Annotated in this window: 25 protein-coding genes and 1 pseudogene; 17 read left to right on the top strand and 9 right to left on the bottom strand. The window is 70.2% G+C overall.

The window, feature by feature from the left end:
- Positions 1-16: 16 nt before the first annotated feature.
- The 3 genes from OG254_RS22100 (at position 17) to OG254_RS22090 (ending at position 5160) form a co-directional block, all read left to right on the top strand.
- Positions 17-3157, top strand: coding sequence for a sacsin N-terminal ATP-binding-like domain-containing protein (locus tag OG254_RS22100; RefSeq protein WP_405584400.1), 3141 nt, complete (start codon positions 17-19; stop codon positions 3155-3157).
- A gap of 112 nt (positions 3158-3269) precedes the next feature.
- Complete coding sequence (locus OG254_RS22095) at positions 3270-4049, top strand: DUF5707 domain-containing protein (RefSeq protein WP_405584397.1); 780 nt, start codon at positions 3270-3272, stop codon at positions 4047-4049.
- Positions 4050-4248: 199 nt separating this feature from the next.
- The gene (locus tag OG254_RS22090) at positions 4249-5160 is read left to right on the top strand and encodes a hypothetical protein (RefSeq protein ID WP_405584394.1); all 912 of its coding nucleotides are present in this window, start codon (positions 4249-4251) and stop codon (positions 5158-5160) included.
- Between the two features lie 9 nt (positions 5161-5169).
- Here OG254_RS22090 and OG254_RS22085 read toward each other — a convergent pair whose 3' ends face one another.
- Both OG254_RS22085 and OG254_RS22080 read right to left on the bottom strand, forming a co-directional pair.
- Complete coding sequence (locus OG254_RS22085; RefSeq protein WP_405584391.1) at positions 5170-7566, bottom strand: HAD-IC family P-type ATPase; 2397 nt, start codon at positions 7564-7566, stop codon at positions 5170-5172.
- A 104-nt stretch (positions 7567-7670) separates the two neighbouring features.
- Positions 7671-7967, bottom strand: coding sequence for a DUF2530 domain-containing protein (locus OG254_RS22080; protein ID WP_351199253.1), 297 nt, complete (start codon positions 7965-7967; stop codon positions 7671-7673).
- 118 nt (positions 7968-8085) lie between these two features.
- Between OG254_RS22080 and OG254_RS22075 the strand changes: the two genes are divergently transcribed.
- Positions 8086-9537 carry an NCS2 family permease gene (locus OG254_RS22075; RefSeq protein WP_405584388.1) on the top strand — a complete coding sequence of 484 codons (1452 nt, stop codon included), beginning with the start codon at positions 8086-8088 and terminating at the stop codon, positions 9535-9537.
- On the opposite strand, the gene OG254_RS22070 is transcribed toward OG254_RS22075, so the two are convergent.
- Entirely contained in the window at positions 9530-9712 is a 183-nt protein-coding gene (locus OG254_RS22070) for a ribbon-helix-helix protein, CopG family (protein ID WP_405584386.1), read from the bottom strand. The two genes, OG254_RS22075 and OG254_RS22070, sit on opposite strands and share 8 nt — an antisense overlap.
- 118 nt (positions 9713-9830) lie before the next feature.
- Here OG254_RS22070 and OG254_RS22065 point away from each other — a divergent pair, with 118 nt between their 5' ends.
- Together OG254_RS22065 and OG254_RS22060 are read left to right on the top strand one after the other, a co-directional pair.
- A complete protein-coding gene (locus tag OG254_RS22065; protein ID WP_351199248.1) occupies positions 9831-10268 on the top strand; it encodes a MarR family transcriptional regulator in 438 nt (145 codons plus the stop codon).
- Positions 10269-10295: 27 nt separating this feature from the next.
- On the top strand, positions 10296-11642 hold the full coding sequence (locus OG254_RS22060) for an MFS transporter (RefSeq protein ID WP_405584382.1): 1347 nt from the start codon (positions 10296-10298) through the stop codon (positions 11640-11642).
- A 12-nt stretch (positions 11643-11654) separates the two neighbouring features.
- Here OG254_RS22060 and OG254_RS22055 read toward each other — a convergent pair whose 3' ends face one another.
- Positions 11655-12242: a Uma2 family endonuclease gene (locus OG254_RS22055; RefSeq protein ID WP_405584379.1), complete on the bottom strand. Its 588-nt coding sequence runs from the start codon at positions 12240-12242 to the stop codon at positions 11655-11657.
- A gap of 110 nt (positions 12243-12352) precedes the next feature.
- Complete coding sequence (locus tag OG254_RS22050; protein WP_405584376.1) at positions 12353-12871, bottom strand: GNAT family N-acetyltransferase; 519 nt, start codon at positions 12869-12871, stop codon at positions 12353-12355.
- 25 nt (positions 12872-12896) lie between these two features.
- On the opposite strand from OG254_RS22050, the gene thpR reads away from it, so the two are divergent.
- Entirely contained in the window at positions 12897-13469 is a 573-nt protein-coding gene (gene thpR / locus OG254_RS22045) for an RNA 2',3'-cyclic phosphodiesterase (protein WP_405584373.1), read from the top strand.
- Positions 13470-13609: 140 nt separating this feature from the next.
- Here thpR and OG254_RS22040 read toward each other — a convergent pair whose 3' ends face one another.
- Both OG254_RS22040 and OG254_RS22035 read right to left on the bottom strand, forming a co-directional pair.
- Positions 13610-14602, bottom strand: coding sequence for an aldo/keto reductase (locus tag OG254_RS22040; protein ID WP_405584370.1), 993 nt, complete (start codon positions 14600-14602; stop codon positions 13610-13612).
- 79 nt (positions 14603-14681) lie between these two features.
- The gene (locus OG254_RS22035) at positions 14682-15674 is read right to left on the bottom strand and encodes a GlxA family transcriptional regulator (RefSeq protein ID WP_405584367.1); all 993 of its coding nucleotides are present in this window, start codon (positions 15672-15674) and stop codon (positions 14682-14684) included.
- Positions 15675-15835: 161 nt separating this feature from the next.
- Between OG254_RS22035 and OG254_RS22030 the strand changes: the two genes are divergently transcribed.
- The 4 genes and pseudogenes from OG254_RS22030 to OG254_RS22015 all read left to right on the top strand — a co-directional run.
- The gene (locus tag OG254_RS22030) at positions 15836-16414 is read left to right on the top strand and encodes a cysteine hydrolase family protein (RefSeq protein ID WP_405584365.1); all 579 of its coding nucleotides are present in this window, start codon (positions 15836-15838) and stop codon (positions 16412-16414) included.
- Between the two features lie 40 nt (positions 16415-16454).
- Positions 16455-17165 (top strand): cysteine hydrolase family protein, encoded by a 711-nt coding sequence (locus OG254_RS22025; protein ID WP_405595123.1) that lies wholly within the window; start codon positions 16455-16457, stop codon positions 17163-17165.
- Between the two features lie 178 nt (positions 17166-17343).
- Positions 17344-18489, top strand: a complete 1146-nt coding sequence (locus tag OG254_RS22020; protein WP_405584363.1) for a hypothetical protein — start codon at positions 17344-17346, stop codon at positions 18487-18489.
- Between the two features lie 135 nt (positions 18490-18624).
- A pseudogene (locus OG254_RS22015) lies at positions 18625-19653 on the top strand (MFS transporter); the annotation flags it as partial.
- A gap of 145 nt (positions 19654-19798) precedes the next feature.
- On the opposite strand, the gene OG254_RS22010 reads toward OG254_RS22015, so the two are convergent.
- Positions 19799-20482, bottom strand: a complete 684-nt coding sequence (locus OG254_RS22010; protein ID WP_405584360.1) for an SGNH/GDSL hydrolase family protein — start codon at positions 20480-20482, stop codon at positions 19799-19801.
- A gap of 99 nt (positions 20483-20581) precedes the next feature.
- Between OG254_RS22010 and OG254_RS22005 the strand changes: the two genes are divergently transcribed.
- The 3 genes from OG254_RS22005 to OG254_RS21995 all read left to right on the top strand — a co-directional run bounded on the left by OG254_RS22005 (position 20582) and on the right by OG254_RS21995 (position 22303).
- Positions 20582-21547 (top strand): WD40 repeat domain-containing protein, encoded by a 966-nt coding sequence (locus OG254_RS22005; protein ID WP_405584357.1) that lies wholly within the window; start codon positions 20582-20584, stop codon positions 21545-21547.
- A 73-nt stretch (positions 21548-21620) separates the two neighbouring features.
- Entirely contained in the window at positions 21621-21764 is a 144-nt protein-coding gene (locus OG254_RS22000; protein ID WP_405584354.1) for a hypothetical protein, read from the top strand.
- Positions 21761-22303 carry a hypothetical protein gene (locus OG254_RS21995; RefSeq protein WP_405584351.1) on the top strand — a complete coding sequence of 181 codons (543 nt, stop codon included), beginning with the start codon at positions 21761-21763 and terminating at the stop codon, positions 22301-22303. Before OG254_RS22000 ends, OG254_RS21995 begins: the two co-directional genes overlap by 4 nt.
- Here the strand turns inward: OG254_RS21995 and OG254_RS21990 are convergent.
- On the bottom strand, positions 22300-23076 hold the full coding sequence (locus OG254_RS21990) for a TetR/AcrR family transcriptional regulator (protein WP_351199225.1): 777 nt from the start codon (positions 23074-23076) through the stop codon (positions 22300-22302). The genes OG254_RS21995 and OG254_RS21990 overlap by 4 nt on opposite strands.
- A gap of 101 nt (positions 23077-23177) precedes the next feature.
- Between OG254_RS21990 and OG254_RS21985 the strand changes: the two genes are divergently transcribed.
- The 3 genes from OG254_RS21985 to OG254_RS21975 all read left to right on the top strand — a co-directional run bounded on the left by OG254_RS21985 (position 23178) and on the right by OG254_RS21975 (position 26047).
- Complete coding sequence (locus tag OG254_RS21985; RefSeq protein ID WP_405584348.1) at positions 23178-24206, top strand: ATP-binding cassette domain-containing protein; 1029 nt, start codon at positions 23178-23180, stop codon at positions 24204-24206.
- A complete protein-coding gene (locus tag OG254_RS21980) occupies positions 24203-25024 on the top strand; it encodes an ABC transporter permease (protein WP_405584345.1) in 822 nt (273 codons plus the stop codon). Before OG254_RS21985 ends, OG254_RS21980 begins: the two co-directional genes overlap by 4 nt.
- A gap of 102 nt (positions 25025-25126) precedes the next feature.
- Entirely contained in the window at positions 25127-26047 is a 921-nt protein-coding gene (locus OG254_RS21975; RefSeq protein WP_405584343.1) for a hypothetical protein, read from the top strand.
- Positions 26048-26068: the final 21 nt, after the last annotated feature.

Below are 26068 nucleotides of genomic sequence, written 5' to 3'. Positions count from 1 at the left end.
CTTCATCATCACGCCGATGAGGAGAGTCAACGTGAGCAGCAAGTTCGTGCGGCCGGCACCCGAAGGCGCCGACCCCTTCGGTACGGCCCGTCTGCGGCGCGGAGTGCTGGATGCCTGGGCCACCAGCCCCGCCCGGTTCCGGGAGGACGCCAACGCCGAGGAAGACCTCGTCCTCGGCGGGTACCGGGACCGGCTCGTCGTCGAGCTTGCTCAGAACGCCGCCGACGCCGCCGCGCGCGCGGGCGTGCCCGGCAAGCTGCGACTCACCCTTCGTGAAGGCGTCCTCGTCGCCGCCAACACCGGTGCCCCGCTGGACGCGGCCGGTGTCGAGTCGCTGTCCACCCTGCGCGCCTCCGCCAAGCGGGACAGCGCCGCCGTCGGCCGGTTCGGCGTCGGCTTCGCCGCCGTCCTCGCCGTCACCGACGAGCCCGCTGTCGTCGGGCGGCACGGCGGCGTGCGGTGGGCCCTCGCCGAGGCGCGGGAGCTGGCCCAGGAGACCGCGCGGCACAGCCCCGGCCTCGGGGACGAGATCCGGCGCCGGGACGGGCATGTGCCGCTGCTGCGGCTGCCCTTCGCCGCCGAGGGCACCGCCCCGGACCTGTACGACACGGCCGTCATCCTCCCGCTGCGCGACACCGCGGCCGCCGACCTCGCCGAGCGGCTGCTGAACGCCGTGGACGACGCGCTGCTCCTTGCCCTTCCCGGTCTGGAGGAGGTCGTCATCGAGGCGGGCGACGCCGAGCCGCGCACGCTGCGCCGCCGCGTCGACGGGCCCTTCACCGTCGTCGAGGACTCCGGCGCCGGCGTCACCCACTGGCGTACGGCCGCCGCCCATGGCGCGCTCACGCCCGAGCTCCTCGTCGGCCGCCCCGTGGAGGAGCGGCTGCGCCCCCACTGGTCGCTCACCTGGGCCGTGCCCGTCAACGCCGCCGACAGCACGCCCGACCGGCCCCGCACCGCCCCCGTCGTGCACGCGCCCACCCCCAGCGACGAACCCCTCGGCGTCCCGGCCCTCCTCATCGCCTCCTTCCCCCTCGACACCACCCGCCGGCACGCCGCCCCCGGCCCGCTGACCGACTTCCTGGTGCAGCGCGCGGCGGACGCCTACGCCGAACTGCTCGCCGACTGGCGTCCGGTGAGCGAGGGCCTCATCGGCCTGGTGCCCGGCCCGCTCGGCAAGGGTGAACTGGACGGCGCCCTGCGCCAGGCGATCCTGGAGCGGCTGCCGCGCACCTCCTTCCTGCCGCCCGCCGTCGAGCCGCGCGAGCAGGACGCGGAATTCCCCGAGTCGCTGCGGCCGCGCGACGCCGAGGTCGTCGAGGGCGCCGGCGCCGACACCGTGCAGGTCCTCGCCGAGGTGCTGCCGACCCTGCTCCCCGCCGGGCTCGAACGGCGCGTGGAACTGCGGACGTTGGGTGTCGCCCGCGTCCCGCTCACCGACGCGATCGACCGGCTCGCCGGGCTGGAGAAGGAGCCCGGCTGGTGGCGGCGGCTCTACGACAGCCTCGCCGGGGTCGACCCGGACCGCCTGTCCGGCCTGCCCGTGCCGCTGGCCGACGGCCGCACCACCATCGGCCCCCGGCAGATCCTGCTGCCCACCCCCGACGCCGTCCGTATCGACCCGGAGATCCTGGCCCGCCTCGGCCTCAAGGTCGCCCACCCGGACGCCGCGCACCCGCTCCTGGAGAAGCTGGGCGCCCTCCCCGCGACCCCCCGGGCGGTCCTCACCACACCCCAGGTGCGCGCCGCGGTCGCCGCGTCCCTCGACGAGGACGGCGGGCTGAGCTGGGAGGAGGAGGCCCCCGACGCCGAGGAACTGGCCGACACCGTCCTCGCCCTCGTGCGGGACGCGGGCCTGGATCCCGGTGACGAGCCGTGGCTCGGCGCGCTGGCCCTGCCCGACGAGGAGGGAGAGCTGGCGCCGGCCGGTGAACTGGTCCTGCCCGGCAGCCCCTTCGCCCAGGTCATGCGCGAGGACGAACTCGCCACGGTGGACGCCGAGTTGGCCGAGAAGTGGGGCGAGCAGCCCCTCGCCGCCTGTGGCGTACTCGCCAACTTCGCACTCGTCCGCGCCACGGACGTCGTCCTCGACCCGGACGAACTGGAGCCCCGCGAGGGCGACTTCGCCGAGCCCGACGACGCCGGCCTGCTGGACGCGGTCGACGTCTGGTGCGAGGACATCCTGGACCGCTTCCCGGACTCTCCGGTCCCGCCGGTCGCCACCGAGCTGATCGCCGTACGGGATCTGGACCTCGTCGACGACGACAAGTGGCCCCAGGCCCTCGCCCTGCTCGCCCAGCCGCCGCTGCGGGACGCGCTGACCCAGCAGGTGCGGATCCTGCTGCCCGACGGCACGCATGAAGTCGTACGGCCGTACACGGCCTGGTGGCTGCGCGGTAACCCGGTGTTGGACGGCCGCCGCCCGGCCGGCCTGCTCGCCTCCGGCGGCGACCCCCTCCTGCGCGGCCTGTACGACGAGGCCGACGCGACCGGCTTCGACGACGAGCAGGTGCTGCGGGCGCTGGGCGTACGGACGTCGGTCGCCGCGCTGCTCGACGAGCCGGGCGGCGCGGCAGAGCTCCTGGACCGCCTCGCCGACCCGGACCGTCCGGTCACCTCCGCCCAGCTGCACGCCCTCTACGGCGCCCTGGCCGACCTGGACCCCGAGCAGGTGACCCTGCCGGACGAGCTGCGGGCCGTGGTCGACGGGCGGGTCGAGGTGGTGGACGCGGCGGACGCGGTGGTCGTGGACTCGCCCGACCTGCTGCCGTTCACGCAGGGCGTGGCGCTGCTTCCCGTACGGCCTTCGCGGGCCGCCGAGCTGGCCGAACTGTTCCAGGTGCGGCGCCTGAGCGAGTCCGTGACGGCTTCGGTGGACTCCGAGGGGGCCGAGCACGACGTACCGGAGCCGGTGCGGGTGCTGCTCGGGGCGCGCACTCCGCAGTCGTACGTCGAGCACGAGGAGCTCGTCGTGGACGGCGTCGAGATCGACTGGCGCCTCACCGACGACGGCGTCCTGCACGCAGCGACCCTGGAGGGCGTCGCCGCGGGCCTGGCCTGGGCGGCCCGCCAGTGGCCCCGGCGATTCGAGGTGGCGGCGCTGCTGGAGGATCCGTCGCGGACGGCGGAGCTGGCGCGGGATCGGTGGTTCGACTGATCTTGGAATTTTCCGCACACATTTCTCACCGGACGTACAACCATTCGGATGTGTCGTGAATCTGATCACCTGAGCCAAGAGGCTCCTTGATCACTTCACGTGGGGAAAACACATGCGCATGCGTGCCACCCTCGGCATCGTCACCGGTGCCCTGGCCCTTTCCGCTCTCGCCGTGCCGGTCGCGCAGGCCGACGAGGTCGAGGGCGACACGGCGATCTCGAACGTCGTGGTGAACGGTGGCAAGGCGGTGGTCGTCGGCTCGACCGCGAAGAAGACCATCACGGTCTCCTTCACCGTCAAGGACAGCTCGGGCGTCGACTGGGCCCAGGCGATCCTGTACCACGGTGCGAGCATCGAGAGCTCCGACTCCGGCGCCGTGGCCAACAGCAGCGACGGCCGCGCCACCTGCACCGTCGCCAGCGCCACGACGTCGAACTGCAAGTCCACGTTCGACCTCGAGCCGGGCGTCAACCTGATCAACAGCGTGGCCGGCTCCTGGAAGGTCTGGGCGATCGCCGCGGGCAACGACGCCGACTACGTCCAGAAGGACAACGCCAAGAGCTTCAACGTCCAGCGCGCCTCGAAGCTGACGGTCAACGCCTCGCCGGAGCCGGTGGCGAAGGGCAAGACCATCACGGTCACCGGCAAGCTGACCCGCGCCAACTGGGACCGCGGCACGTACAACGGCTACGTCACGCAGCCGGTGAAGCTCCAGTTCCGCAAGAACGGCAGCAACACGTACACCACGCTGAAGACCATCAAGACGAACTCGACGGGCGACCTCAAGACGACCGTCACCGCCTCCACCGACGGCTACTTCCGCTACAGCTTCGCGGGCACCGCGACCACCCCGGCGGTCAACGCCACGGGTGACTTCGTCGACGTGCGGTAGCAGTACCTTCCGTAAGTAGGGCATTCGTCATGAACTTCCCGTCGACCACGGGGAGTTCGTGACGAAGCTCACGCAAAATCCACGACGACCGCACAACCGGTCACGCCCGTCCCGTATCTGATCTCTTGAGTCACCAGACTCCACGATCACCCGGGCCCCGACGTGACCAGCGGGGCCCCTTTCCGTATCAGGGGAATGCATGCGCATCAGAGCCACCGTGGCCGCCGTCTCCGCTCTCTCCGGCGCTCTGGCCCTCTCCGCCCTCGCCGCTCCGGCCGCGCAGGCCGACGACTCCGGCGCCTCCTACCGCGCGGACGTCGCGAAGGTCCGCAAGGCCGCGCAGGCCGCGTCCGTCCGGGCCCCGGGACAGCCCTACGCCCTGAACGTCAGCTTCTCCAACGTCAAGATCGCCAAGGCGATCAAGGTCGGTACGACCAACCACGTCGCCACGACGGTGACGTACACGCTGACCCACGGCGCGGACGTCGACATCAAGGCCGACGACTTCGTCACCGACGCCCTGATCTACCGGGGTTCCGCCGCCACGCCGGACAACATGCTCTACGGCAACAAGCCGGCCAAGTGCACCGCGACCTCCGCGACCACCGCCAACTGCAAGGGCACGATCGACGTCTACCCGGGCGACCACGAGCTCCGCAACACCGACGCCGGCACCTGGCGGGCCGCGGCGGAGGCCACCGCCTTCAACGGGCAGGACCCGGCCGGCGAGACCTTCGACATCACCAAGGTCGGCTACAAGGGCCAGAGCGGTCTCGGCACCACGCTGATGCAGCGCCAGTCGAAGCTGACGGTGGACGCCACGCCGGAGCCGGTGAAGAAGGGCAAGCCCATCACCGTCACCGGCAAGCTGTCCCGCGCCAACTGGGACCGCGGCACCTACAACGGCTACGTCGAGCAGCCCGTGAACCTTCAGTTCCGCAAGAACGGCAGCAACACGTACACCACGGTGAAGACCGTCAAGACCAACGCGACGGGCAACCTGAAGACGACCGTCACCGCCACCACCGACGGCTACTTCCGCTTCACCTTCGCGGGCACCACGACGACTCCGGCGGCCACCGCGAAGGGCGACTTCGTCGACGTCCGGTAGTCATCGCCCCTAGTCGGGGAACCGGCGGTCGACCCACCTCCACGCAACCTCCAGGGCGACCGCCGCCCCCGCCGAGATGCCCACGGCGATCCACGGCATCGTCATCCCGACCAGCCGCAGCGCGAAGAACTCCTGGAGCCACGGCACCACCAGCACCACCACGAACCCGAGCCCCATCGCGGCCACCAGGGCGACCCGCCACCAGGTGTAGGGCCGGGCGATGATGACCAGCACCCACATCGAGATCAGGAAGAGCGTCAGCGTGGCGACGCTCGTCTCGGCGTCCAGCGAGCCCTCGCCCGTGTAGTAGTGACGGGCGATCAGATACGTCCCGAAGGTCGCCACCCCGGCCACCACCCCGCCCGGGATCGAGTACCGCATCACCCGCCGCACGAAATGGGGCCGCGCGCGTTCCTTGTTGGGCGCAAGGGCCAGGAAGAAGGCCGGGACGCCGATGGTGAGGGTGGAGAGCAGGGTGAGGTGGCGGGGCAGGAACGGATACTCCACCTGCCAGAACACCACCATCAGGGCCAGCAGCACCGAGTAGACCGTCTTGACGAGGAAGAGGGTCGCGACGCGGGTGATGTTGCCGATCACCCGGCGCCCCTCGGCCACCACCGACGGCAGCGTCGCGAAGCTGTTGTTCAGCAGCACGATCTGCGCCACGGCCCGGGTCGCCTCCGACCCCGAGCCCATCGCCACGCCGATGTCGGCGTCCTTCAGCGCGAGGACGTCGTTCACGCCGTCGCCGGTCATGGCGACGGTGTGCCCGTGGGACTGCAGCGCGCCCACCATGTCCCGCTTCTGCTGCGGGGTGACCCGGCCGAAGACAATGGCTTCGTCGAGGGCCGTCGCCATCGCGTCCTTGTCGCCGGGGAGCGTGCGGGCGTCGACCGTCGCGCCGGACAGGCCGAGCTTGGTCGCCACCGCGCCCACCGACACCGCGTTGTCCCCGGAGATCACCTTGGCCCGGACGTTCTGGTCCGCGAAGTAGCGCAGGGTGTCGGCGGCGTCGGGCCGCAGCCGCTGTTCGAGTACGACGAGGGCGGCGGGCTTGGCACCCTCGGCCACGTCGGGATCGCCGAGCTCGCGGCCGGCGCGGGCGAGCAGCAGCACCCGCAGCCCCTGCTCGTTGAGGCGCTCGGTTTCGGCCAGGGCCGGATCGTCGGCGGGCAGCAGCACATCGGGGGCGCCCAGCAGCCACGTACTGGTCTCGCCGTCGCCCTCGCTGAAGGAGGCGCCGCTGTACTTGCGGGCGGAGGAGAAGGGCAGGGACTCGGTGCAGCGCCAGTCCTCGGCGTCGGGGTAGGCGTCGATGATGGCCTTCAGGGAGGCGTTCGGGCGGGGGTCGGACTCGCCGAGGGCGCCGAGCACCTTGCGTATGTAGCCCTCGTCATTGCCGCTCAGGGTCCGCAGCTCGGTGACGTCCATGCCGCCCTCGGTGAGGGTGCCGGTCTTGTCGAGGCAGACGGTGTCGACGCGGGCGAGGCCCTCGATCGCGGGCAGCTCCTGGACGAGGCACTGCTGGCGGCCGAGGCGGATGACGCCGATCGCGAAGGCGACCGAGGTGAGCAGGACCAGGCCCTCGGGGACCATGGGCACGATGCCGCCGACGGTGCGTGCGATGGAGTCGTCGAGGTCCTTGTTCTTCACGAAGAGCTGGGTGACGATCAGGCCGATCGCGGCCGGGACCATCATCCAGGTCACGTACTTGAGGATGGTGGAGATACCGGAGCGCAGCTCGGACTGGACGAGGGTGAAGCGGGAGGCCTCCTCGGCGAGCTGGGCGGCGTAGGCCTCGCGGCCGACCTTGGTGGCCTGGAAGGCGCCGCCGCCGGCGACGACGAAGCTGCCGGACAGGACCGGATCCCCGGGCCGTTTGACGACGGGGTCGGCCTCGCCGGTGAGCAGCGACTCGTCGATCTCGAGACCGTCGGCCTCGACGCACACGCCGTCCACGACGGCCTTGTCGCCCGGCCCGATCTCGATCAGGTCGTCCAGCACGATCTCCGAGGTGCCGACCTCGGCGGCGACGCCGTCGCGGCGCACCATGGGCCGTGCCTCACCGATCACCGCGAGCGAGTCGAGGGTCTTCTTCGCCCGCCACTCCTGGATGATCCCGATGCCGGTGTTGGCGAGGATCACGAAGCCGAACAAGCTGTCCTGGATCGGCGCGACGAACAGCATGATCAGCCAGAGCACGCCGATGATCGCGTTGAACCGGGTGAAGACGTTGGCCCGGACGATCTCGGCCATGGACCGGCTGCTGCGCACCGGTATGTCGTTGACCTGCCCGCGCGCCACGCGCTCGGCCACCTCGGCGGCGCTCAGCCCACCCGTCGCGACCGGGACGGCGGCGGGGTGCACAGGGTTGTCCACTTCGGTGCCCGCGTCGGCATGCGTCATGCATTCGACGGTACGTGCGGATTTACGCCTTCACCCGCCGAGTGGGCGGAAGTTCCGACCTGGGGAGGACGGGGTGTCGTGCCCTGGTTGTAGGGCGCGGTGCCTCAGGACGACTGGGGTTCGCCGGTGGTTTCCCGGGGCGTGGCGAGGGCGGCCGCGCGCTTGATCGCCGCGTCGCGCCTGCGGACGTACCAGATGCCGATCAGGCCGAGGCCGGCGCCGGCCAGGCAGGTCCACACCCACCAGGTGTGTCCGTGGTCCTCGAACCAGCCGTAGAACGGGAGCTGCACGAGGAACAGCACGAACCAGAGGATCGTGCCGCCGACGATGGTGGGGACCACGGGCCCCTCCAGGGGCTCCGGCGCCTCGTGCTTGATCGGTCCCGTGAAAAATCCGGCCATGGGGGACAGCTTACGAGGTGATCAGGTCTACGCGCGGAGATGGCCGTTCGGGGCTTTATATGTTCATACTGAAACGGTTTGTGTCTGACCACTTCTCTTCGTAGGAAACGCCAAAAGAATGTCCACTTCGGCTCCTGCCAAGGCCCCCACCCCTGAACAGCCGGGAGCCGGGCCCTCCTACGGCGCACTCGACCGCTTCTTCAAGATCTCCGAACGCGGCAGCACGCTGCCCCGAGAAATCCGCGGCGGTCTCGCCACCTTCTTCGCGATGGCGTACATCATCGTGCTGAACCCGATCATCCTCGGCAGCGCGAAGGACATGTACGGCCATCAGCTGGACAACGGCCAGCTGGTCACCGCGACGGCCCTGACGGCGGCGTTCACGACGCTGCTGATGGGCGTCATCGGCAACGTGCCGATCGCGCTCGCCGCCGGTCTCGGCGTGAACTCCGTCGTCGCGCTCCAGCTCGCACCCCGGATGTCCTGGCCGGACGCCATGGGCATGGTGGTCCTGGCCGGCTTCGTGGTCATGGTGCTCGTCGCCACCGGGCTGCGCGAGCGCGTCATGAACGCCGTGCCCTACAGCCTGCGCAAGGCCATCTCCATCGGCATCGGCCTGTTCATCATGCTGATCGGCCTCGTGGATTCCGGCTTCGTCTCGCGCATCCCGGACGCCGCCCAGACCACGGTCCCGCTTCAGCTCGGCAGTGACGGTCACCTCAACGGCTGGCCGGTCCTCGTCTTCGTCCTCGGCGTGCTGCTCACGCTCGCGCTGATCGTGCGCAAGGTCCCCGGCGCGATCCTGATCTCGATCGTCACGATGACCGTGCTCGCCGTGATCATCGAGGCCGTCGCGAACGTGCCGTCCTGGGGGCTGACGACCCCGAAGTGGCCGGGTAACCCCTTCGAGAGCCCCGACTTCGGCCTGGTCGGCGAGGTCAGCCTGTTCGGCGGCTTCGACAAGGTCGGCGCGCTGACCGGCGTCCTCTTCGTCTTCACGGTCCTGCTGTCCTGCTTCTTCGACGCCATGGGCACGATCATGGGCGTCAGCGACGAGGCGAAGCTGACCGACGCCCAGGGGCAGATGCCGGGCATCAACAAGGTCCTGTTCGTCGACGGCCTCTCGGTCGCCGCGGGCGGCGCCAGCTCCTCCTCGGCCACCACGGCCTTCGTGGAGTCCACGGCCGGCGTCGGTGAGGGCGCCCGTACCGGCTTCGCGAACGTCGTCACCGGCGCCCTCTTCGCGGTGGCGCTGTTCCTGACGCCGGTCGCGACCATGGTCCCGTCCCAGGCGGCCACCCCGGCCCTGCTCGCGGTCGGGTTCCTGATCCTGGCGAACTCCGTCAAGGAGATCGACTGGGTCGACTACACGGTCGCGATCCCGGCCTTCGTGACGATGGTGATGATGCCGTTCACGTACTCGATCACCAACGGCATCGGCATGGGCTTCATCACCTTCTCGGTGCTGCGCCTGGCCGCGGGGCGGGGCAGGGAGGTGCCGGTGGCGATGTACGTCGTGTCCGCCGTCTTCGCCTTCTACTACCTGATGCCGGCGCTGGGGCTCACGTAAGCCCGTAGAACTTCTCTGTCTCCTCGACCGCGGACTGGAACCGCTCGTCGAAGTCGTCGCGAATGAGCGTCCGGACGACGTAGTCCTGGACGCTCATTCCTCTTTTCGCCGCGTGGTCTCGGAGTCGTTCGAGCAGCTCGTGGTCTATCCGCAGGCTGAGCACGCTGGTCCCCATGGACACGAGGGTTGCGGTACCCGCCGGTTCGGCGCGTCACGATTCGCCACCGGATCACCCGGATGAGTGACACTGCGCCTGGTGGTATTTAGCCAGGGTAATGAGTTACTCTAAAGAGATGTCGGACCTTACCCATGGCGACGATGCTGCCGCCGTGAACTCTCTGCGCTCCGCCGTGATGCGGCTGTCGCGTCGGCTCAAGCACCAGCGGGTCGACGAGTCGCTGAGCCCCACCGAGATGTCGGTGCTGGGCACCCTCTCCCTCTGCGGCAAGGCCACCCCCGGTGAGCTGGCCCGCAAGGAGCACGTCCAGCCGCCGTCGATGACCCGCATCGTCGCCCTGCTGGAGTCCAAGGGACTGGTCCGCCTGGAGCCGCACCCGGAGGACCGGCGCCAGAAGGTCGTCACGAAGACCGAGCAGGCCGAGGCGATGCTCGAGGAGAGCCGCCGCAAGCGCAACGCCTTCCTGGCCACCCTGGTCGAGGCCCTGGACGAGGACGAGTGGGCGAAACTGCGCGCCGCCGCCCCCGTGCTGGAGAAGCTCGCACACCTGTAAGCAGTCACCTCAAGGAGGCGAACACTTTTGAGTTCGGGACCCGGAGCAGCTTCCGCACCCGCACCGACCACCCCTTCTACCTCCGGCCCCCGCAAGTCCTCGATGTTCAGCTCGCTGAGCGTCAGGAACTACCGCCTGTTCTTCCTGGGCCAGGTCGTCTCCAACACCGGTACCTGGATGCAGCGCATCGCGCAGGACTGGCTGGTGCTCGGCCTCACCGGTTCCGCCACCGCCGTCGGCATCACGACGGCCCTGCAGTTCCTGCCGATGCTGCTCTTCGGCCTCTACGGCGGTGTCCTCGTCGACCGGCTGCCCAAGCGCCGCACGCTGCTCTTCACCCAGACGTCGATGGCCTTCACCGGCATCGCGCTCGCCGTCCTCACCCTCACCGGCAACGTCCAGGTCTGGCACGTCTACCTGGCCGCCTTCGTCGTCGGCCTCGCGACCGTCGTCGACAACCCGGCCCGGCAGTCCTTCGTCTCCGAGATGGTCGGCCCGGACCAGCTCCAGAACGCGGTCAGCCTGAACTCCGCGAACTTCCAGTCGGCCCGCCTGGTCGGCCCGGCGGCGGCCGGCCTGCTGATCACGGGTGTCGGCACGGGCTGGGCGTTCCTCGCCAACGGTCTGTCCTTCGTCGCCCCCATCACCGGTCTGCTGCTGATGCGGGCGCGTGAGCTGTACCCGGTGCAGCGGGCGCCGCGCGGCAAGGGGCAGCTGCGGGAGGGCCTGCGCTACGTCGCCGGACGCCCGGATCTGATCTGGCCGATCGTGCTCGCCGGGTTCGTCAGCACCTTCGGCTTCAACTTCCCCGTCTATCTGTCGGCCTTCGCCAACGACGTCTTCCACGCGGGCGCCGGCTCCTACAGCCTCTTCAACACGCTGATGGCGGTCGGCTCCCTGGCGGGCGCGCTGCTCGCGGCCCGGCGCGGTACGGCCCGGATGCGGGTGCTGATCGCGGGGGCGGTGGCCTTCGGCACGATGGAGATCGTGGCCGCGTTCGCCCCGTCCCTGTGGCTGTTCGCCCTGTTCATGGCTCCCATAGGCATCTTCGGCATGACGGTGAACGTCACCGCCAACAGCAGCATCCAGATGGCCACCGACCCGAGCATGCGGGGCCGTGTGATGGCCCTGTACATGATGGTCTTCATGGGCGGAGCGCCCCTGGGCGCGCCGATCGCCGGCTGGATCACGGACGCGTACGGCGTCCGGGCGGGCCTGGCGGTGGGCGGCGCGATCACGGCCGTCGCCGCCGTGACGATCGCCCTGGCCCTCGCTCGGGTGGGCGGCCTGCGGCTGTCGGTCGGCTGGAACCGCGGGCATCCGCAGGTGCGGTTCGTGCCACGGGAGCGGGAGCAGTTGGCGACGGCGGCGTAGGGGAGAGCCGCGTCAGTCGCGGGGGAACTCGTCGGTCTTGAGGACGAGGTCGACGACGGTCCCCGTCAGGTCGATCTCGTCACCGAAGCCGAAGCTGACCTCGGCGTGGTACTCGCCGCCCTTGGGCAGGGTGTGCAGGTGCCACTCAGCGGTGTACGGGTTCACGATCAGGTACACCGGTACTTCGGCGAGGGCATAGGCGGTCTTCTTGGGGCCGTAGTCATTGGCGGCGGTGCCCTTGGAGATGACCTCGGCGATGAACTCCACGTCCTTGTACTGCCAGCGGCCCCTGTCGTCCTTCTGGGCGCCCTCCGCGAGAGCCGTCACATCGGTGGCGAAGCCGTTGAGATGCCCGGGATAGTCGATACGGACGTCGGACTTGATGCGCCTGCGCGGGTACTTGGCACGCAGCTGTTCGTAGATGTCCGTGATGATGTCCCAGTGGGTGTCCCGCTGCGGCGACATGAAGATGTGCCCCCCGACGATCTCGGTCTTGTATCCCTCGGGGACGGGCATCTTCTCCAGCCACTCGAACAGCATGTCGAGCGTGAGTTCGCCGCTGCTTTCGGCCATCTCGATCCTGTCGTCAAGGACGGTCATCGTGGCGCTCCTCCCCGGCTGCCCCTCGGACGAGTGCAGCCGCGCAGTACAACGATACGCACGGTGACCAGGGCACGTGTGGCCATGGTCACTCTCGCGGCCCGCGAGGACTAGACCCTCCGCGCCAGCACCTGCCCCGGCCAGCCGTCCGTCCCCTCGTACGTCTCCGTGCGGACGAAGCCGTTGCTCTCGTAGTAGCCGACCAGCTTGCCGTCGTCGCCCGCGTAGCAGTCCACCCGTAGCAGCGAGATGCCCGCCCGGCGGGTCACCTCGGCGGCGTGGGCGAGCAGCGCGCTGCCCGCGCCGTGGCCCTGGACGCGGCGGTCGGAGGCGAGCCAGTGGATGTAGCGCTCGGGCTCGCCGGGCGGTGGGAGGTGGGACAGGGTGGGGCCGGGGGAGTCGGCGAGGGTGAGGGTGGCGGCCGGCACGCCGTCCACCTCGGCGATGAAGACACTGCCCTCGTTCACGCTCCGGGTGACCGACTCCACGGTCCTCGGGCTCTCCGACAGGGGCTTCGTCCCCCACTGTCCCGTGCGGCCCTGCCCGACCAGCCACTCCACGCAGCTGTCGAGCATGCCGAGTATCACGGGGATGTCGGCCGGTCCGCCTTCTCTGATGATGATCGACATCCCCCTATCGTGCCAGGCTGGAGTCATGAGACTCTTCGCCGCCGTGCTGCCACCGCAGGACGTCACGCGGGAACTGGCCACCGAAGTGGCCGAGTTGAGGAAGCTGCCCGGCGCGGACGCGCTGCGCTGGACCGGCCTCCCCGGCTGGCACTTCACCCTCGCCTTCTACGGCGAGGTCGACGACGACCTCGTATCCGATCTGTCGGTCCGCCTGGAGCGCGCCGCGCACCGTACGTCGCCGTTCCCGCTGGCGCTGCGCGGCGGCGGCCAGTTCGGGCACGGGCGGGCCCTGTGGGCGGGGGCGGAGGGGGACCTGGAGACCCTGCGGCTGCTGGCGGACCGCAGTGAGGCGGCGGCGCGCAAGGCGGGGGTGCCGATGGGGGAGCACCGGCGCTACAAGCCGCACCTCACGGTGGCGAGGAGCCGGTCCGCGGTGGACGCACGGCCGTATGTCGCGGCCCTCGACGGGTTCACCAGCCGGACGTGGACCGTGGAGGAGGTGGCGCTGGTGCGGAGCAGTCTGCCGACGTCCGGGATCGCGGGCGAGCAGCCCCGTTACGAGGCGGTCGCCCGTTGGGCGCTCGGAGTGGCCGGTTAGGCTCGATGGCGTGGACCCGAAAACCCGGAACCGGATCATGGCCGGTGCGCTTGTGTTGATGTTCGTGCTGGTGGCGCTGGCGGCGGCGCTGGGCAGGTAGCGCCGGGCAGCGCCCCTGAAGGGGCGCTGCCCTCACCCGGTCACCAGGCGAACGCCTCCGGCGACGGTCCCGGACCCGGGAACACCTCGTCCAGTCCCGCCAGCAGTTCCTCGCTCAGCTCCAGCTCGGCCGCCCGCAGCGCGGACTCCAGCTGCCCGGCGGTGCGCGGGCCGACGATCGGGCCGGTCACACCCGGCCGGGTGAGCAGCCAGGCCAGGGCGACCTCGCCGGGCTCCAGGCCGTGCTTGTCGAGCAGGTCCTCGTAGGCCTGGATCTTCGCGCGTACGGCCGGGTCGGCGAGGGTGTCGGCGGCCCGCCCGGAGCCGCGCCGGCCGCCCTCGATCTCCTTCTTGAGCACGCCGCCGAGCAGTCCGCCGTGCAGCGGCGACCACGGGATGACGCCGAGGCCGTAGTCCTGCGCGGCCGGGATGACCTCCATCTCGGCGCGGCGTTCGTAGAGGTTGTACAGGCACTGCTCGCTGACCAGGCCGATGGTGCCGCCGCGACGGGCGGCGAGCTCGTTGGCCTGGGCGATCTTGTAGCCGGGGAAGTTGGACGAGCCGACGTACAGGATCTTGCCCTGTTGGACCAGGACGTCGATGGCCTGCCAGATCTCCTCGAAAGGCGTGGCGCGGTCGATGTGGTGGAACTGGTAGACGTCGATGTAGTCGGTCTGCAGCCGCTTGAGCGACGCGTCCACCGCCCGGCGGATGTTCAGCGCCGACAGCTTGTCGTGGTTGGGCCACGGGGTGCCGTCGCCCGCCATGTTCCCGTGGACCTTGGTGGCGAGCACGACCTTGTCGCGCCGCTCGCCGCCCTTGGCGAACCAGTTGCCGATGATCGATTCGGTACGGCCCTTGTTCTCGCCCCAGCCGTACACGTTGGCGGTGTCGAAGAAGTTGATGCCCGCGTCCAGCGCCGCGTCCATGATCGCGTGACTGTCGGCTTCGTCGGTCTGCGGGCCGAAGTTCATGGTGCCGAGCACCAGTCGGCTGACCTTGAGTCCCGTGCGTCCGAGCTGCGTGTACTCCATGAAGTGCACGCTAGCCAGGTGGAGTGCGCTCTAGGCAAGTGATCCCGAGGTGTTGCGTGACGTGCCGGAACGGCACGGCTCACCCCCGGCCACGGAACCGGGCCCGGTACTCGCTCGGCGTCACGGCGAGGCGGCGGTGGAACGCCCGTATGAGGGTGTCGACGGTGCCGAACCCGCAGACGGAGGTGATCCGTTCCAGCGTGTGGTCGGTGGTCTCCAGCAGGTTGCCGGCCATTTCGACGCGCGCCGACTCGATGTAGGCGTGCGGCGTCGTGCCCAGCTCGGTCTTGAAGATCCGGGTCAGCTGCCGGTCGCTGACATGCGCGTACGCGGCCAGGTCGGCGACGGTGAGGCGCTCGGCGATGTGGTTCAGGATGTGCAGCCGCAGATCCTCGATGCGCCGCGTCGTGGACACCGGCTCCAGCGGGACGCTGAACTGCGACTGGCCGCCGGGCCGCTTCAGGTACATCACGAGCTGGCGGGCGACCCGCAGCGCGATCTGCTCGCCGAAGTCCTCGGCGACCAGGGCCAGGGACAGGTCGAGGCAGGCGCTGATCCCCGCGCCGGTCCACACCTCGCCGTCCTCGCGGATGAAGATCGGATCCGGGTCGACCCGCACCGCCGGATGATCGGCGGCGAGCCGCGGCGCGGTCGACCAGTGCGTGGTCGCGCGTTTGCCGTCGAGGAGGCCCGCGGCGGCGAGGATGTGCGCGCCGACGCACACCGAGGCCACCCGTCTGGAGCGGGTGGCCAGCGCCTTCACCCAGGCCACCGTGCCGGGCTCGGTGATGGGGTGGATGCGGCGCTCGTCGTCCACCTCGACGGAGCCCGGCACCAGCAGCGTGTCGATCGCGCGCTCGCCGACTTCCTGGAGCGTGGCGTCGGGCAGGATCCGCACGCCGGCCGCCGTCCGCACCGGGTCCCTCGTCTCGGCGGCCAGGACGACCTCGTATCCGACGCGCCCGGTGGTCTCGCGCGGGACGAGGGAGAACACCTCCGGCGGTCCGGTGACGTCGAGGAGGTCGACGCCTTCGAACAGCACGATCACGATCAACCGATTCACGGTCCCCACCCGGTAACCCCCTGTTCCGCTCGCAGACATGAGCGTCGGTTTCTGCACATAGCGCGTCATTGCCGACGCACCGGTTCCGGCCATAGCGTCGCATGTGTCTTCAACGAAATGTTGAACGACTGCTCAAGTCCCTGAAGTACCCCGAACCTTGGAGGAGTCCTGTGGCAAGCAAGACGCTGCGCGAACTCGGCGGGGCCGACACCACTCCCGCGGCCCTCGCGTCCTCGACGCTCGTCCTCGTCGACTACCAGAACACCTACACCCGCGGTGTGATGGAGCTCGACGGCTGGCAGTCCGCCCTCGAAGCGGCGTCCGACCTGCTGGCCCGGGCCCGCGTGGCCGGAGCCAAGGTCATCCACGTCCAGCACGACGGCGGCGAGGGCTCCCCCTACGACATCCGCACGGAGATCGGCCGGATCCACCCCTCGGTGGCGCCGGTCGACGGCGAGCCCGTGGTCGTCAAGCAGGCTCCGGACGCCTTCCACGGCACCGACCTCGGCGAACTCGTGGACGAGGCGGGCAATGAGACCGTGATCGTCGCCGGGTTCATGACCCACATGTGCATCGCCTACACATCGGCGTCCGCGGCCCTGCGCGGCAACAGGCCCACCGTTCCGGCGGACGCCTGCGCCACCCGCTCGATCGTGGACGTGTCCGCCGACGAGCTGCACCGCAGTGGGCTGGCGGCCATCGCCGACGCGTACGGCGTCGTCGTCGCCTCCGCCAAGGAGCTGGACTGACGTGGCCGAGCAGCGGAGCAGCCTGTCCCGGCGCGGGATGCTGAAGGCGGGCGGTGCGGCCGTCGTCGGCGGTGCCGTGGTCTTCGGCGCCACCCGGCTGGGGGACACCCCCGCGCAGGCGCAGGCGCAGGCGCAGGCGAAGACGGCGGACGCCGACACGTCGGGCACGACGACGCTGCGCAAACTCAACGGCCTTGCCGAGCAGCCGGCTTCCCTCGCCTCCGCCACCCTGATCATGGTCGACTACCAGAACACCTACACCCGCGGTGTGATGGAGCTGACCGGCTGGCGGCAGGCCCTGGACGCGGCGGCCGAGCTGCTGGGCGCGGCCCGTGCGGCGGGCGGGAAGGTCATCCACATCGTCAACGACGGTGGGAAGGACACGCCTTACGACATCCGGCGGCCCATCGGCCGGATCCACGACACGGTCAAGCCCGCGCAAGGCGAGCCGACCGTGGTGAAGAAGGCCCCCAACGCCTTCGTGAACACCGAGCTGGGCAAGCTCGTCGACAAGGCCGGGAACGAGAACGTCGTCATCGCCGGGTTCATGACGCACATGTGCGTGACGTTCACCGCCGAGGGCGCGTTCCTGCGCGGCAACAAGCCCACCGTGGTCGCCGACGCGTGCGCCACCCGGCCGCTCCCGTCGGTCGGCGGCGGGCTGTCCGCCGGCCAGATCCACCAGGCCGCGCTGGCGACGATCGCCGACCTGTACGGCGTCGTCGTCCCCTCCCACACCGCGCTGCGCTAGCGCCCCGCAGCCTCCCTCTCCGGCCTCCCTCCAGCCCCACGCCGGAGAGGGAACACCCCCTCGCACTGCTCCCCGCGTCCCGGCCCTTCGTGGCTCCCGGCGGGTCAAGTTCCCCCCACGCCACCGCTTCCCCCACGGCGGGAACACCTGACGACCGATTCGTTACGGAGAGCAAGTCATGGCAACACGCCGGACATTCATCGGCGGCGCGAGTGGGATCGGCGCCGCCACCTTCCTGGGGCAGACGATCACCGGGCCGACCACGGCATCCGCCGTCGACGCGGCGCCCGCCGCTGACGTGGCGAGCGCCCAGACCGCCGCCCGGGACTCCATCCGCGCGGTGAACGCGGCGATGCGCGCCAACTACGCGGCGCTCAAGGCCGACCTGGTCAAGAACCTGGGGCCGGTCATCGTCGTGCAGAACGACGCGAAGGGCGGCACCTTCACCCTCATCCACGAGGGCAAGCGGTACGTCGAGCACCCGGTGGCCGAGGAGTTCGAGCTGGCGAAGTCCATCGCCCATGTGCCGCTGGGGATCTACTCCACGATCGCGGAGTTCCTCTCGGACAGGGTCCCCAACGTGCCGGGCGCCGACCGGATCGACGCCCACGACCTCGACATGGTGGCGATGCAGGGCCCCGGCACCGACGCCTGGACCACGCCGCTGCAGGCGTTCGCGGACAAGCTGGCCACCGCGAAGACGAACCTTCCCGCGGCGAAGCTGCCGCAGAACCTGCAGAACTCCTGCGCGAAGATCCTCGACGAGGGTCTGACCTTCATCGCCGACTCCATCCGCGCCCGCGCCTTCGACATCGCCTCGTTCCAGAGCTTCGCGGCCCGCGTCTACCCGGCGATCCGGGTCAACATGACGTACGCCGCCGACGCGCAGATCTCCGGCGTGCAGGGGCTGTGCAAGAAGTGGCGGGCCCAGATCGGCGAGGCCGCCTGGGCCGACCTGTACACGGTGGTGCTGTCGATCTGGACGACGTCGGTGCTGAACCAGGCGGAGATCATCATCAAGCCGATGATGAACCAGAAGAAGGTGGACACCCACCTGATCGACATCCCCACGGCCCAGCTGCCGTCGGACCCGATCGGGGTGGCCCTGGACAACCTGGCGCGGATCGTTCAGGACAACATCGCCGCGGAGCTGGTGTTCGTCTCCGACGCCAAGGTCGCCGACGCCCTGAAGGGTAAGGAGGACCTGCTGTCCGACGAGATCCTCAAGCAGCTCGGCACGCCCGCCACCGCCGGGGCCACCGGCGTCGCGTTCCGCGCCGCGGGCCGGGCGAAGTGCCCGGTCAACCACAGCGTGAGCATCTGACCGGAACTCACCACACCGCATCGCAACGCACCACACCGCTCCACACCGCACCGCACCCCGAAGGCCCGGCGGCCCCCTCCTGGACGGAGGAGGGGGCCGCCGTCACGGCCACGGGGGAACAACGGGGGAACACACGTGACCACCAGGCTGTGGCTTGTCGTCGGCCTGATCCTGCTCGCCATCAATCTCCGCGCGGCCATCACCGGGATGCCGCCACTCATGGGCGACGTCCAGCGGGCGCTCGCCCTGTCCGCCACCCAGGTCGGCGTGCTGGCGACGTTACCCGTGCTGTGCCTGGGCGCCTTCGCCTGGCTCGCACCCCGCCTGTCCCGCCGGCTCGGCAGACCGGCCGCCGTACACGCCGCCGTGATGCTCCTCGCGCTCGGCGCCGCAGTACGCGCCGCGCCCTGGCCGGTGGCGCTCTTCGCCGGAACGGTGCTGTCCGGGGCCGGCATCGCCGTCGGCAACGTACTGATGCCCGCGGTCATCAAGGACCACTTCGGCCACCGGATCGGCGTGTACACGGGCCTCACCATGACGCTCATGGCCGTCTCCGGAGCCCTCGCCGCCGGAGTCGCCGTTCCGCTGAGCACCGCCGCCGGATGGCAGTTCGCGCTCGCGATGTGGGCGATCCCCGCCGTACTGGCCGCGGCGGTGTGGGGACTGCTGGCCGCACCGGGAGCGCGGGGCCGCCATCGCGGGACGCCGCCCGAGGCGCCGAGGGCGAAGGGCGGATCGCTGCTGCGCAGCCCGCTCGCCTGGTGGGTGTCGGCGTTCCTCGGCCTGGTGTCGCTGATGTTCTACGTGCTGGTGGCATGGCTGCCGCAGATCATGCAGGCGAACGGCTACCCGCCCGCCCAGGCCGGGCTGATGATGTCGGTGATGCTGACCATCGGCATCCCGCCCGCCTTCGCCGTCCCCCTTCTCGCCGCCCGCATGCACGACCAGCGCCTCCTGGTCCTGGCCGTCATCGCGGCGAAGGGCATCTCCCTCGCGGGCCTGCTGCTGGCCCCCGCTCTCGGCTGGGTGTGGGTGTGTCTGCTCGGGGCGGCGACCGGCAGCGCCTTTCCGCTGGCCATCACGCTGCTCGGGCTGCGCACGGACGGCCCGGGGACCGCCGCCGACCTCTCCGGGATGGCGCAGACGACGGGCTATCTGCTGGCCGGCCTGGGCCCGCTGGCCATGGGAGTCCTCCACGACGCCACCGGCGGCTGGTCCGTGCCCCTCGCCGTCCTGATCGCTCTGCTGGTGCCGGAAGCGACGGCCGGCCTCCTCGCCGCTCGCCCCGGCCACGTAATCCCACGCGCCCTCAGCGGCCCTCGTACGGCTCGCCCAGGTCCCACGCCTGATACATCGCCTCCGCATACGCCTCAGCGATCTTGTGCTCACCGCTCGCGTTCGGATGAGTGCCGTCGTACGTGTCCCGATGGATGTCGTACGACGCAGGCGGCGACGCCAGCAGCAGCGGTGAGCGGGGCTCGTCCAGGTCCGCCACCGCCTTCGCCAGCAGTTCGTTGAAGCGGGTGACCTCGGCGGCGAAGGGTGCGTCCGACTCGGCGCGCACGTTCGGGATCACCGGCAGGACCACCATCCGCAGCCGCGGGTTCGCCGAGCGGGCGGCGGCCACGAAGCCGCGCGCGTTGTCCGCCGTCTGTTCCGCGTTCGTGTAGAAACCCAGGTCGATCAGGCCCAGCGAGACCAGCAGCACGTTCGCCCGGCAGGCCCGCACCGCCTCGCCGATCAGCGGCTCCATGTGCAGCCAGCCCTCGCCCCAGCCGGCCAGATGCGCCCGGGGGAAGGCCGGGTCGGGGTCGGCGTACTCGGACGACGTGGGGGAGTCCGACGCCTTGTCATACAGCGTCTCGCGCGGCCCGACGAGGGCGAAGGGGCCGCCGTAGGTGTCACGCAGGTGCTGCCACATGCGGTAGCGCCATGTGTGTTCGCCGGCGCTGCCGATGGTCATGGAGTCGCCGACGGGCATGAACCGGAGCATCCGCTCATGATGAACGATTGCTACCGATCGGTAGGCGCGGGCGGGGTGTGAAGCCTGCCACGCCGCCCGAACGGTCGGAGCGGATGGCAGGCTTGGGGCATGCGCCGACCGCTCGCCATACTCGCCGGAGTCCTGCTCACCGGTGCGTTCACGCTGCCCGCCTCCGCCGCCGACGGGAACGAGGACTTCACGATCAAGGACCCGCGCATCACGGAGTCCAGCGGCCTCGCCGCCTCGCGTCAGCACCCGGGCATCTACTGGACGCACAACGACCAGGACACGGGTGCCTACCTCTACGCCGTCGACAGCAGCACCGGCGAGACGGTCGCGACGATCACCATGACGGGGGTCGGCACCCCGCGCGACGTGGAGGCGATCTCCATCGGCCCGGACAACGAGCTCTGGGTCGGCGACATCGGCGACAACGACGGCGTGCAGTGGCCGTACGTCTGGCTCTACCGCCTCCCCGAGCCGGGGACCCTCAAGGACCAGACGATCCGCGCCACGCAGTACGTCGTGAAGTACTCCGACGGAACGCGTGACGCCGAGTCGCTCGCCGTCCACCCCAAGACCGGCCGCGTCTACATCATCGACAAGCAGGAGGACGGCGGGCACCTGTACGAGGGACCGGCCGAACTCTCCCCGTCCGGCACGAACGTCTTCAAGCCCACGACCCCCGTCGACCTGTGGGCCACGGACGCCGCTTTCTCCCCCGACGGCAAGACGCTGGCCGTCCGCGGATACCTCGGTGGCATCGCGTACGACTGGAACGACGGCAAGCTCAAGCGCCTGGAACGCATCAGCGTGCCGCTGGGCCAGGGCGAGTCCGCCAGCTACTCACCCGACGGCACCAAGCTCATGCTCGGCATGGAGGGCGCGGGCAGCGCGGTGGTGGCCGAGGACGCCCCCGGCTCCTCCGACTCCCCCTCCGGCAGCGGGAGTTCGGCGGCTTCGAGCGAGGACGGGGACGGCGGCCCGAGCGGCGACCTCAAGGTCGGAGCGGTGGCCGTGATCGCGGCGTGCGTCGTGCTGTTCGGGCTGCGGCGGTTGCTGCGCCGACGGTGAGAAGCGGTCAGGCACCCCTGATAGCGTCACCGGACCCGCCCCGCCGATCTTGCCCGAAGGCCCCCCGCTCCCGATGCACAGCCCACCCACGGCACCCGACATAACCCGGGTACTCCAGCACAACCGCACGCAGCTCTACCGGCACATGGCTACGCGACTGGCGTCCGGCGCCGGTGACCCGACCTTCGGCGGCGTCATGATCGGGCTGGGCGTATGAAGCGCGTGCTCGGGTGGGTGTGCGGTGTTGTGCTTGCGCTGGTCGCCGGTTTCTGGTGCGTCACCGCGACGGCCGACCTCGCGCCGTCCGCCGGTGTGTACGGCACCCCGGGCACCTACGAGGTGCGCACCTGCTACGACACCAACTCCAGCCGCAAGAACTCCGACTACGACTGCTACGGGGACTTCACGCCGGACGGCGCTACCCCCGCCGACGCCGTCTACGTGCACCTCACGGACACCGGGACCGACTACCCGGACGGCAGCGAGTTCGACGCCCGCCAGGGAATCGAGCCGCAGACGATTCAGCGGGCCGGGTTCTGGGGCGTCGTGGGCGAGCTCTGGCAGGTCGCGATCTGCGTGGTGATCCTCGCGGCCCTCGCGTACCAGGCGATCAAGCCGCGGCACGAGTCCCCCCACAACCGGGAGCCCTCGCGTCGCCAGAAGGTGGCCGACCAGGTGGCGGGCTACGCCATTCTGGTCGCCGTTCCCGTGGGCCTGTTGAGCCTGATCGCCCAGGCCGCGCGGCCCACTCCCTAGTCCGCCGCCCGCGCGGCGACGAGGACTTCGAGGCCGTCCAGGATGCGCTGCAGGCCGAACTCGAAGTGGTCGAAGTCGGGACCCCAGGTGTGCTCGTCGAGGGCGGCGAGGAGGGGATAGCGGCCGGACGTCATCACCTTCTCCAGCATGGGCGCCTGGGCCTGCCAGAACTCCGTGTCCGTCAGGCCCGTCCGGCGCTCCGCCTCGCGGGCGTACAGCTGGGTGCGCGCGGCGCCGACGACGTAGCCGTCGATCATGACGATCGCGGAGACCAGTTCGGGGTCGGTCAGGCCCATCGGCTTGATGCGGTCGAGGACCTTCTCCATGCCGTCGAGGGCGCTCGGGCCGAGGATCGGGCGGGACTGGTTGACCTGGAGCAGCCAGGGGTGGCGGCGGTAGAGGTCGAGGGTGGCCCGGCCGAGGGCCTCCAGGGCCGCGCGCCAGCCGCCGTCGCCGAGGTCGGCCGGGTTCTCGGAGGGGCGCTGGACGCGGTCCAGCATCAGGTCGAGCAGCTCGGCCTTGCCGGGGAGATAGCGGTACAGCGACATCGTGCCGGTGCCCAGCTCGGTGGCGACCCGGCGCATGGACACCGACTCCAGCCCCTCGGCGTCCGCGACCCGGACCGCCGCCTCCACGATCTGGTCCAGGGTCAGCGTCGGCTTGGGCCCGCGGCTCGGGCGCCGGCCGGTGTCCCACAGCAGCTCCATCGTGCGGGCGATGTCCCCGCTGCCGCTGGTCTCCGTACCGCTGGTGCCGCCCTTGCCGCTCGTCATGGACTTCAGCTTAGGTCCTCCCGAAATAATTGGGTACGGTGTACGCGTAATCGGGTACGGTGTACTCAGTTAGCGATGCTCAGTTATCGAGAGGGGGACCCATGGGCGACGGAATCGACGGACTCGACGGATACGCGGTACGGGCCGAGGGGCTGGAGAAGCGCTACGGCGACAAACGCGCCCTCGACGGCTTCGACCTGGCCGTCCGGCAGGGCACGGTGCACGGCCTGCTCGGCCCGAACGGCGCCGGCAAGACCACCGCCGTACGGATCCTGTCCACACTGCTCAGGCTGGACGGCGGCCGGGCGAGCGTGGCGGGGCTGGACGTGGCCCGGCAGCCGCGCGAAGTACGGGCGCGCATCGGGCTCACCGGGCAGTACGCGGCCCTGGACCAGGTGCTCACCGGCCGGCAGAACCTGGAGATGTTCGGCCGTCTCTTCCATCTCGGCGGCAAGCGGGCCAAGGCGCGCGCCACCGAGCTGCTGGAGCAGTTCGACCTGACCGACGCCGCCGACAAGGGCGTCGACGACTACAGCGGCGGCATGCGGCGCCGCCTCGACCTCGCCGCGTCGATGATCCTCGCGCCCGCCGTCCTCTTCCTGGACGAGCCGACGACCGGGCTCGACCCCCGCAGCCGGGGCGAGGTCTGGGAGTCCGTACGGGCGTTGGTGGCGAGCGGCACCACCGTACTGCTGACCACCCAGTATCTGGAGGAGGCCGACAAGCTGGCCTCGCACATCACCGTCATCGACCAGGGACGGGCCATCGCCGACGACACCCCGGACGGGCTGAAGGACCTCGTCGGCGGCGACCGTGTCGAGGTCGTGGTCGCGGAGCGGTCCGACATCCCGCGGGTGGCGAAGGTCGTGGCCCGGGTCTCGGACGGCGAACCCGAGACGGAGGAGGGCGAGTTGCGGGTGCACGCGCCCGTGCTCGACCGGGTGTCCGCGCTGACGGAGGTCGCGCGCACGCTTCAGGACGAGGGCGTCCAGGTCGAGGACATCGGCCTGCGCAGGCCGAGCCTCGACGACGTGTTCCTGCGCCTGACCGGACACCGCGCCGAGAAGGCTGAGAAAGCCGAGAAGGCCGAGAAGGCCGAGAAGAAGAAGAAGGAGGAGGTCGTCGCATGACCGCCGTCGAACTGACCGCCCCGGCCGACCGCGGCCGCCTGTACTGGGCTCTCGCCGACGTCTGGAACATCGTCCGCCGAGGCCTGACCCACTACCAGCGCCAACCGGTCAACATCGCCTGGCAGTTGGGCTTCCCGATCCTGTCCGTCCTCCTCTACGGCTATGTCTTCGGCAGCGCGATGAAGGTGCCGGGCGGCGGTGACTACAAGGACTTCCTGATGCCGGGCATGTTCGTGATGACGATGGCGTTCGGCTTCATCAACACCGCGACGGTCGTCGTCTACGACTCGACGAGGGGCGTCATCGACCGCTTCCGCTCCATGCCGATGGCCTCGCCCGCGGTGGTCGCCGGACGCGGGGTGACCGATCTGATCATCGCCTGCGCGGAGTTGGCGATCATGATGCTGACCGCCTTCGCGATGGGCTGGCGCCCGGACGGCGGGTTCGGCTTCCTCGGCGCGTTCGGGCTGCTGCTGTGGCTGCGGTTCGCGCTGATCTGGATCGGCGTGTGGCTGGGCCTCCTGGTCCCCAACCCGGAGGCCGCGGGCGGCCTGTTCGCCGTCGCGTTCCCCCTCACGATGATCTCCAGCATCTTCGTCGCACCGCAGCTGATGCCCGACTGGCTGGGCTGGGTCGCGGCCTGGAACCCCATCTCGTCCACCGCAGCGGCCACCCGCGAACTGTTCGGCACACCGGTCGGGGGCGGCGACTCCTGGGTCGAACAACACGCGCTCCTGATGGCCGGGGTGTGGCCGGTGATCCTTACGGCGATCTTCCTGCCGCTGGCGGTACGGAGGTTCCAGAAGCTGGGGCGGTGACGGTTGCCGCAAATGGCATAGGTCACTGGCATGTTCACTCGTATGACTGAGCCTGCCTTGAATGCCCGCGCGCAGTGTGGTCGCGTAACTACGGTCCGTCGCATGGTCAGTTCACCGCATGAAGCGATGCACCGGATCTTCCGGGCGGATCCGGGGCTGTTCGCCCGGCTTCTGCCTCGGGCGGGCATTCACTTCCCAGAGCACACCGAGATCGAGCCTCTGGACACCGATCTCACCGAGATCAGGCCGCTCGAGCGCCGAGTCGACAGCCTGTTCCGGGTCCATGTGACCGACGAGGAGGGCGGCTTCGTGCTCGCCGTCGAGTCGCAGGGCAAGCCGGACCGGGACAAGCACAACAGCTGGACGTACTACTTGGCCCACATGTACGCCAAGTACCGGCTGCCGCCGTTCCTTCTGGTGGTGTGCAAGGACAAGGCGACCGCGGCGTGGGCTGCGGAACCGATCCGTGTCGGCCGCGCCTTCCACACGAGCATCGTCGTCCACCCGCTGGTCCTGGGGCCCGGAACCCTGCCCGTTATCACCGAGCCGGAGGAGGCGGCCCAGGACGTGGGCGTCGCCGCCTTCTCCGCGCTCGCATACACCAAGGATCCGGGTCTGACTGCGATACTGGACGCGCTGGCGTCAGGGATGGCAGACAAGGCCGAGAAGTCCAAGGGCACTGCCGAGACTGGCGAGGGTGCGGACGTGGACCGTGTGGACTGGGCGGAAATCGTCGAGATCGGTCTGGGCGAGGGCCCGGGCCGTGACTACTGGAGGCATCTGATGGCCACTTACAGCCCGAACTTTCCCGGCAGCAACACGATCGTCGAAGAGTCGTGGCTTGAAGGCCGCGCCAAGGGCAAGGCCGAGGACATCCTGCACATTCTCGATGTGCGGGGCATCGAGGTCTCCAACTCCGTCCGGGAGCGGGTCACCGCCTGCACCGACGTCGACGTGCTGACGACCTGGCTCGACCGCTCCCTGACCGTGTCGGACGCCGAGGACCTGTTCGTCGAGGAGTAGCCGGAAAGCGCGAAGGGCGCC

The sequence above is a fragment of the Streptomyces sp. NBC_01092 genome, from assembly GCF_045039535.1.
GTDB lineage: Bacteria > Actinomycetota > Actinomycetes > Streptomycetales > Streptomycetaceae > Streptomyces.
This window is presented reverse-complemented; position numbering and strand designations above follow the sequence as displayed.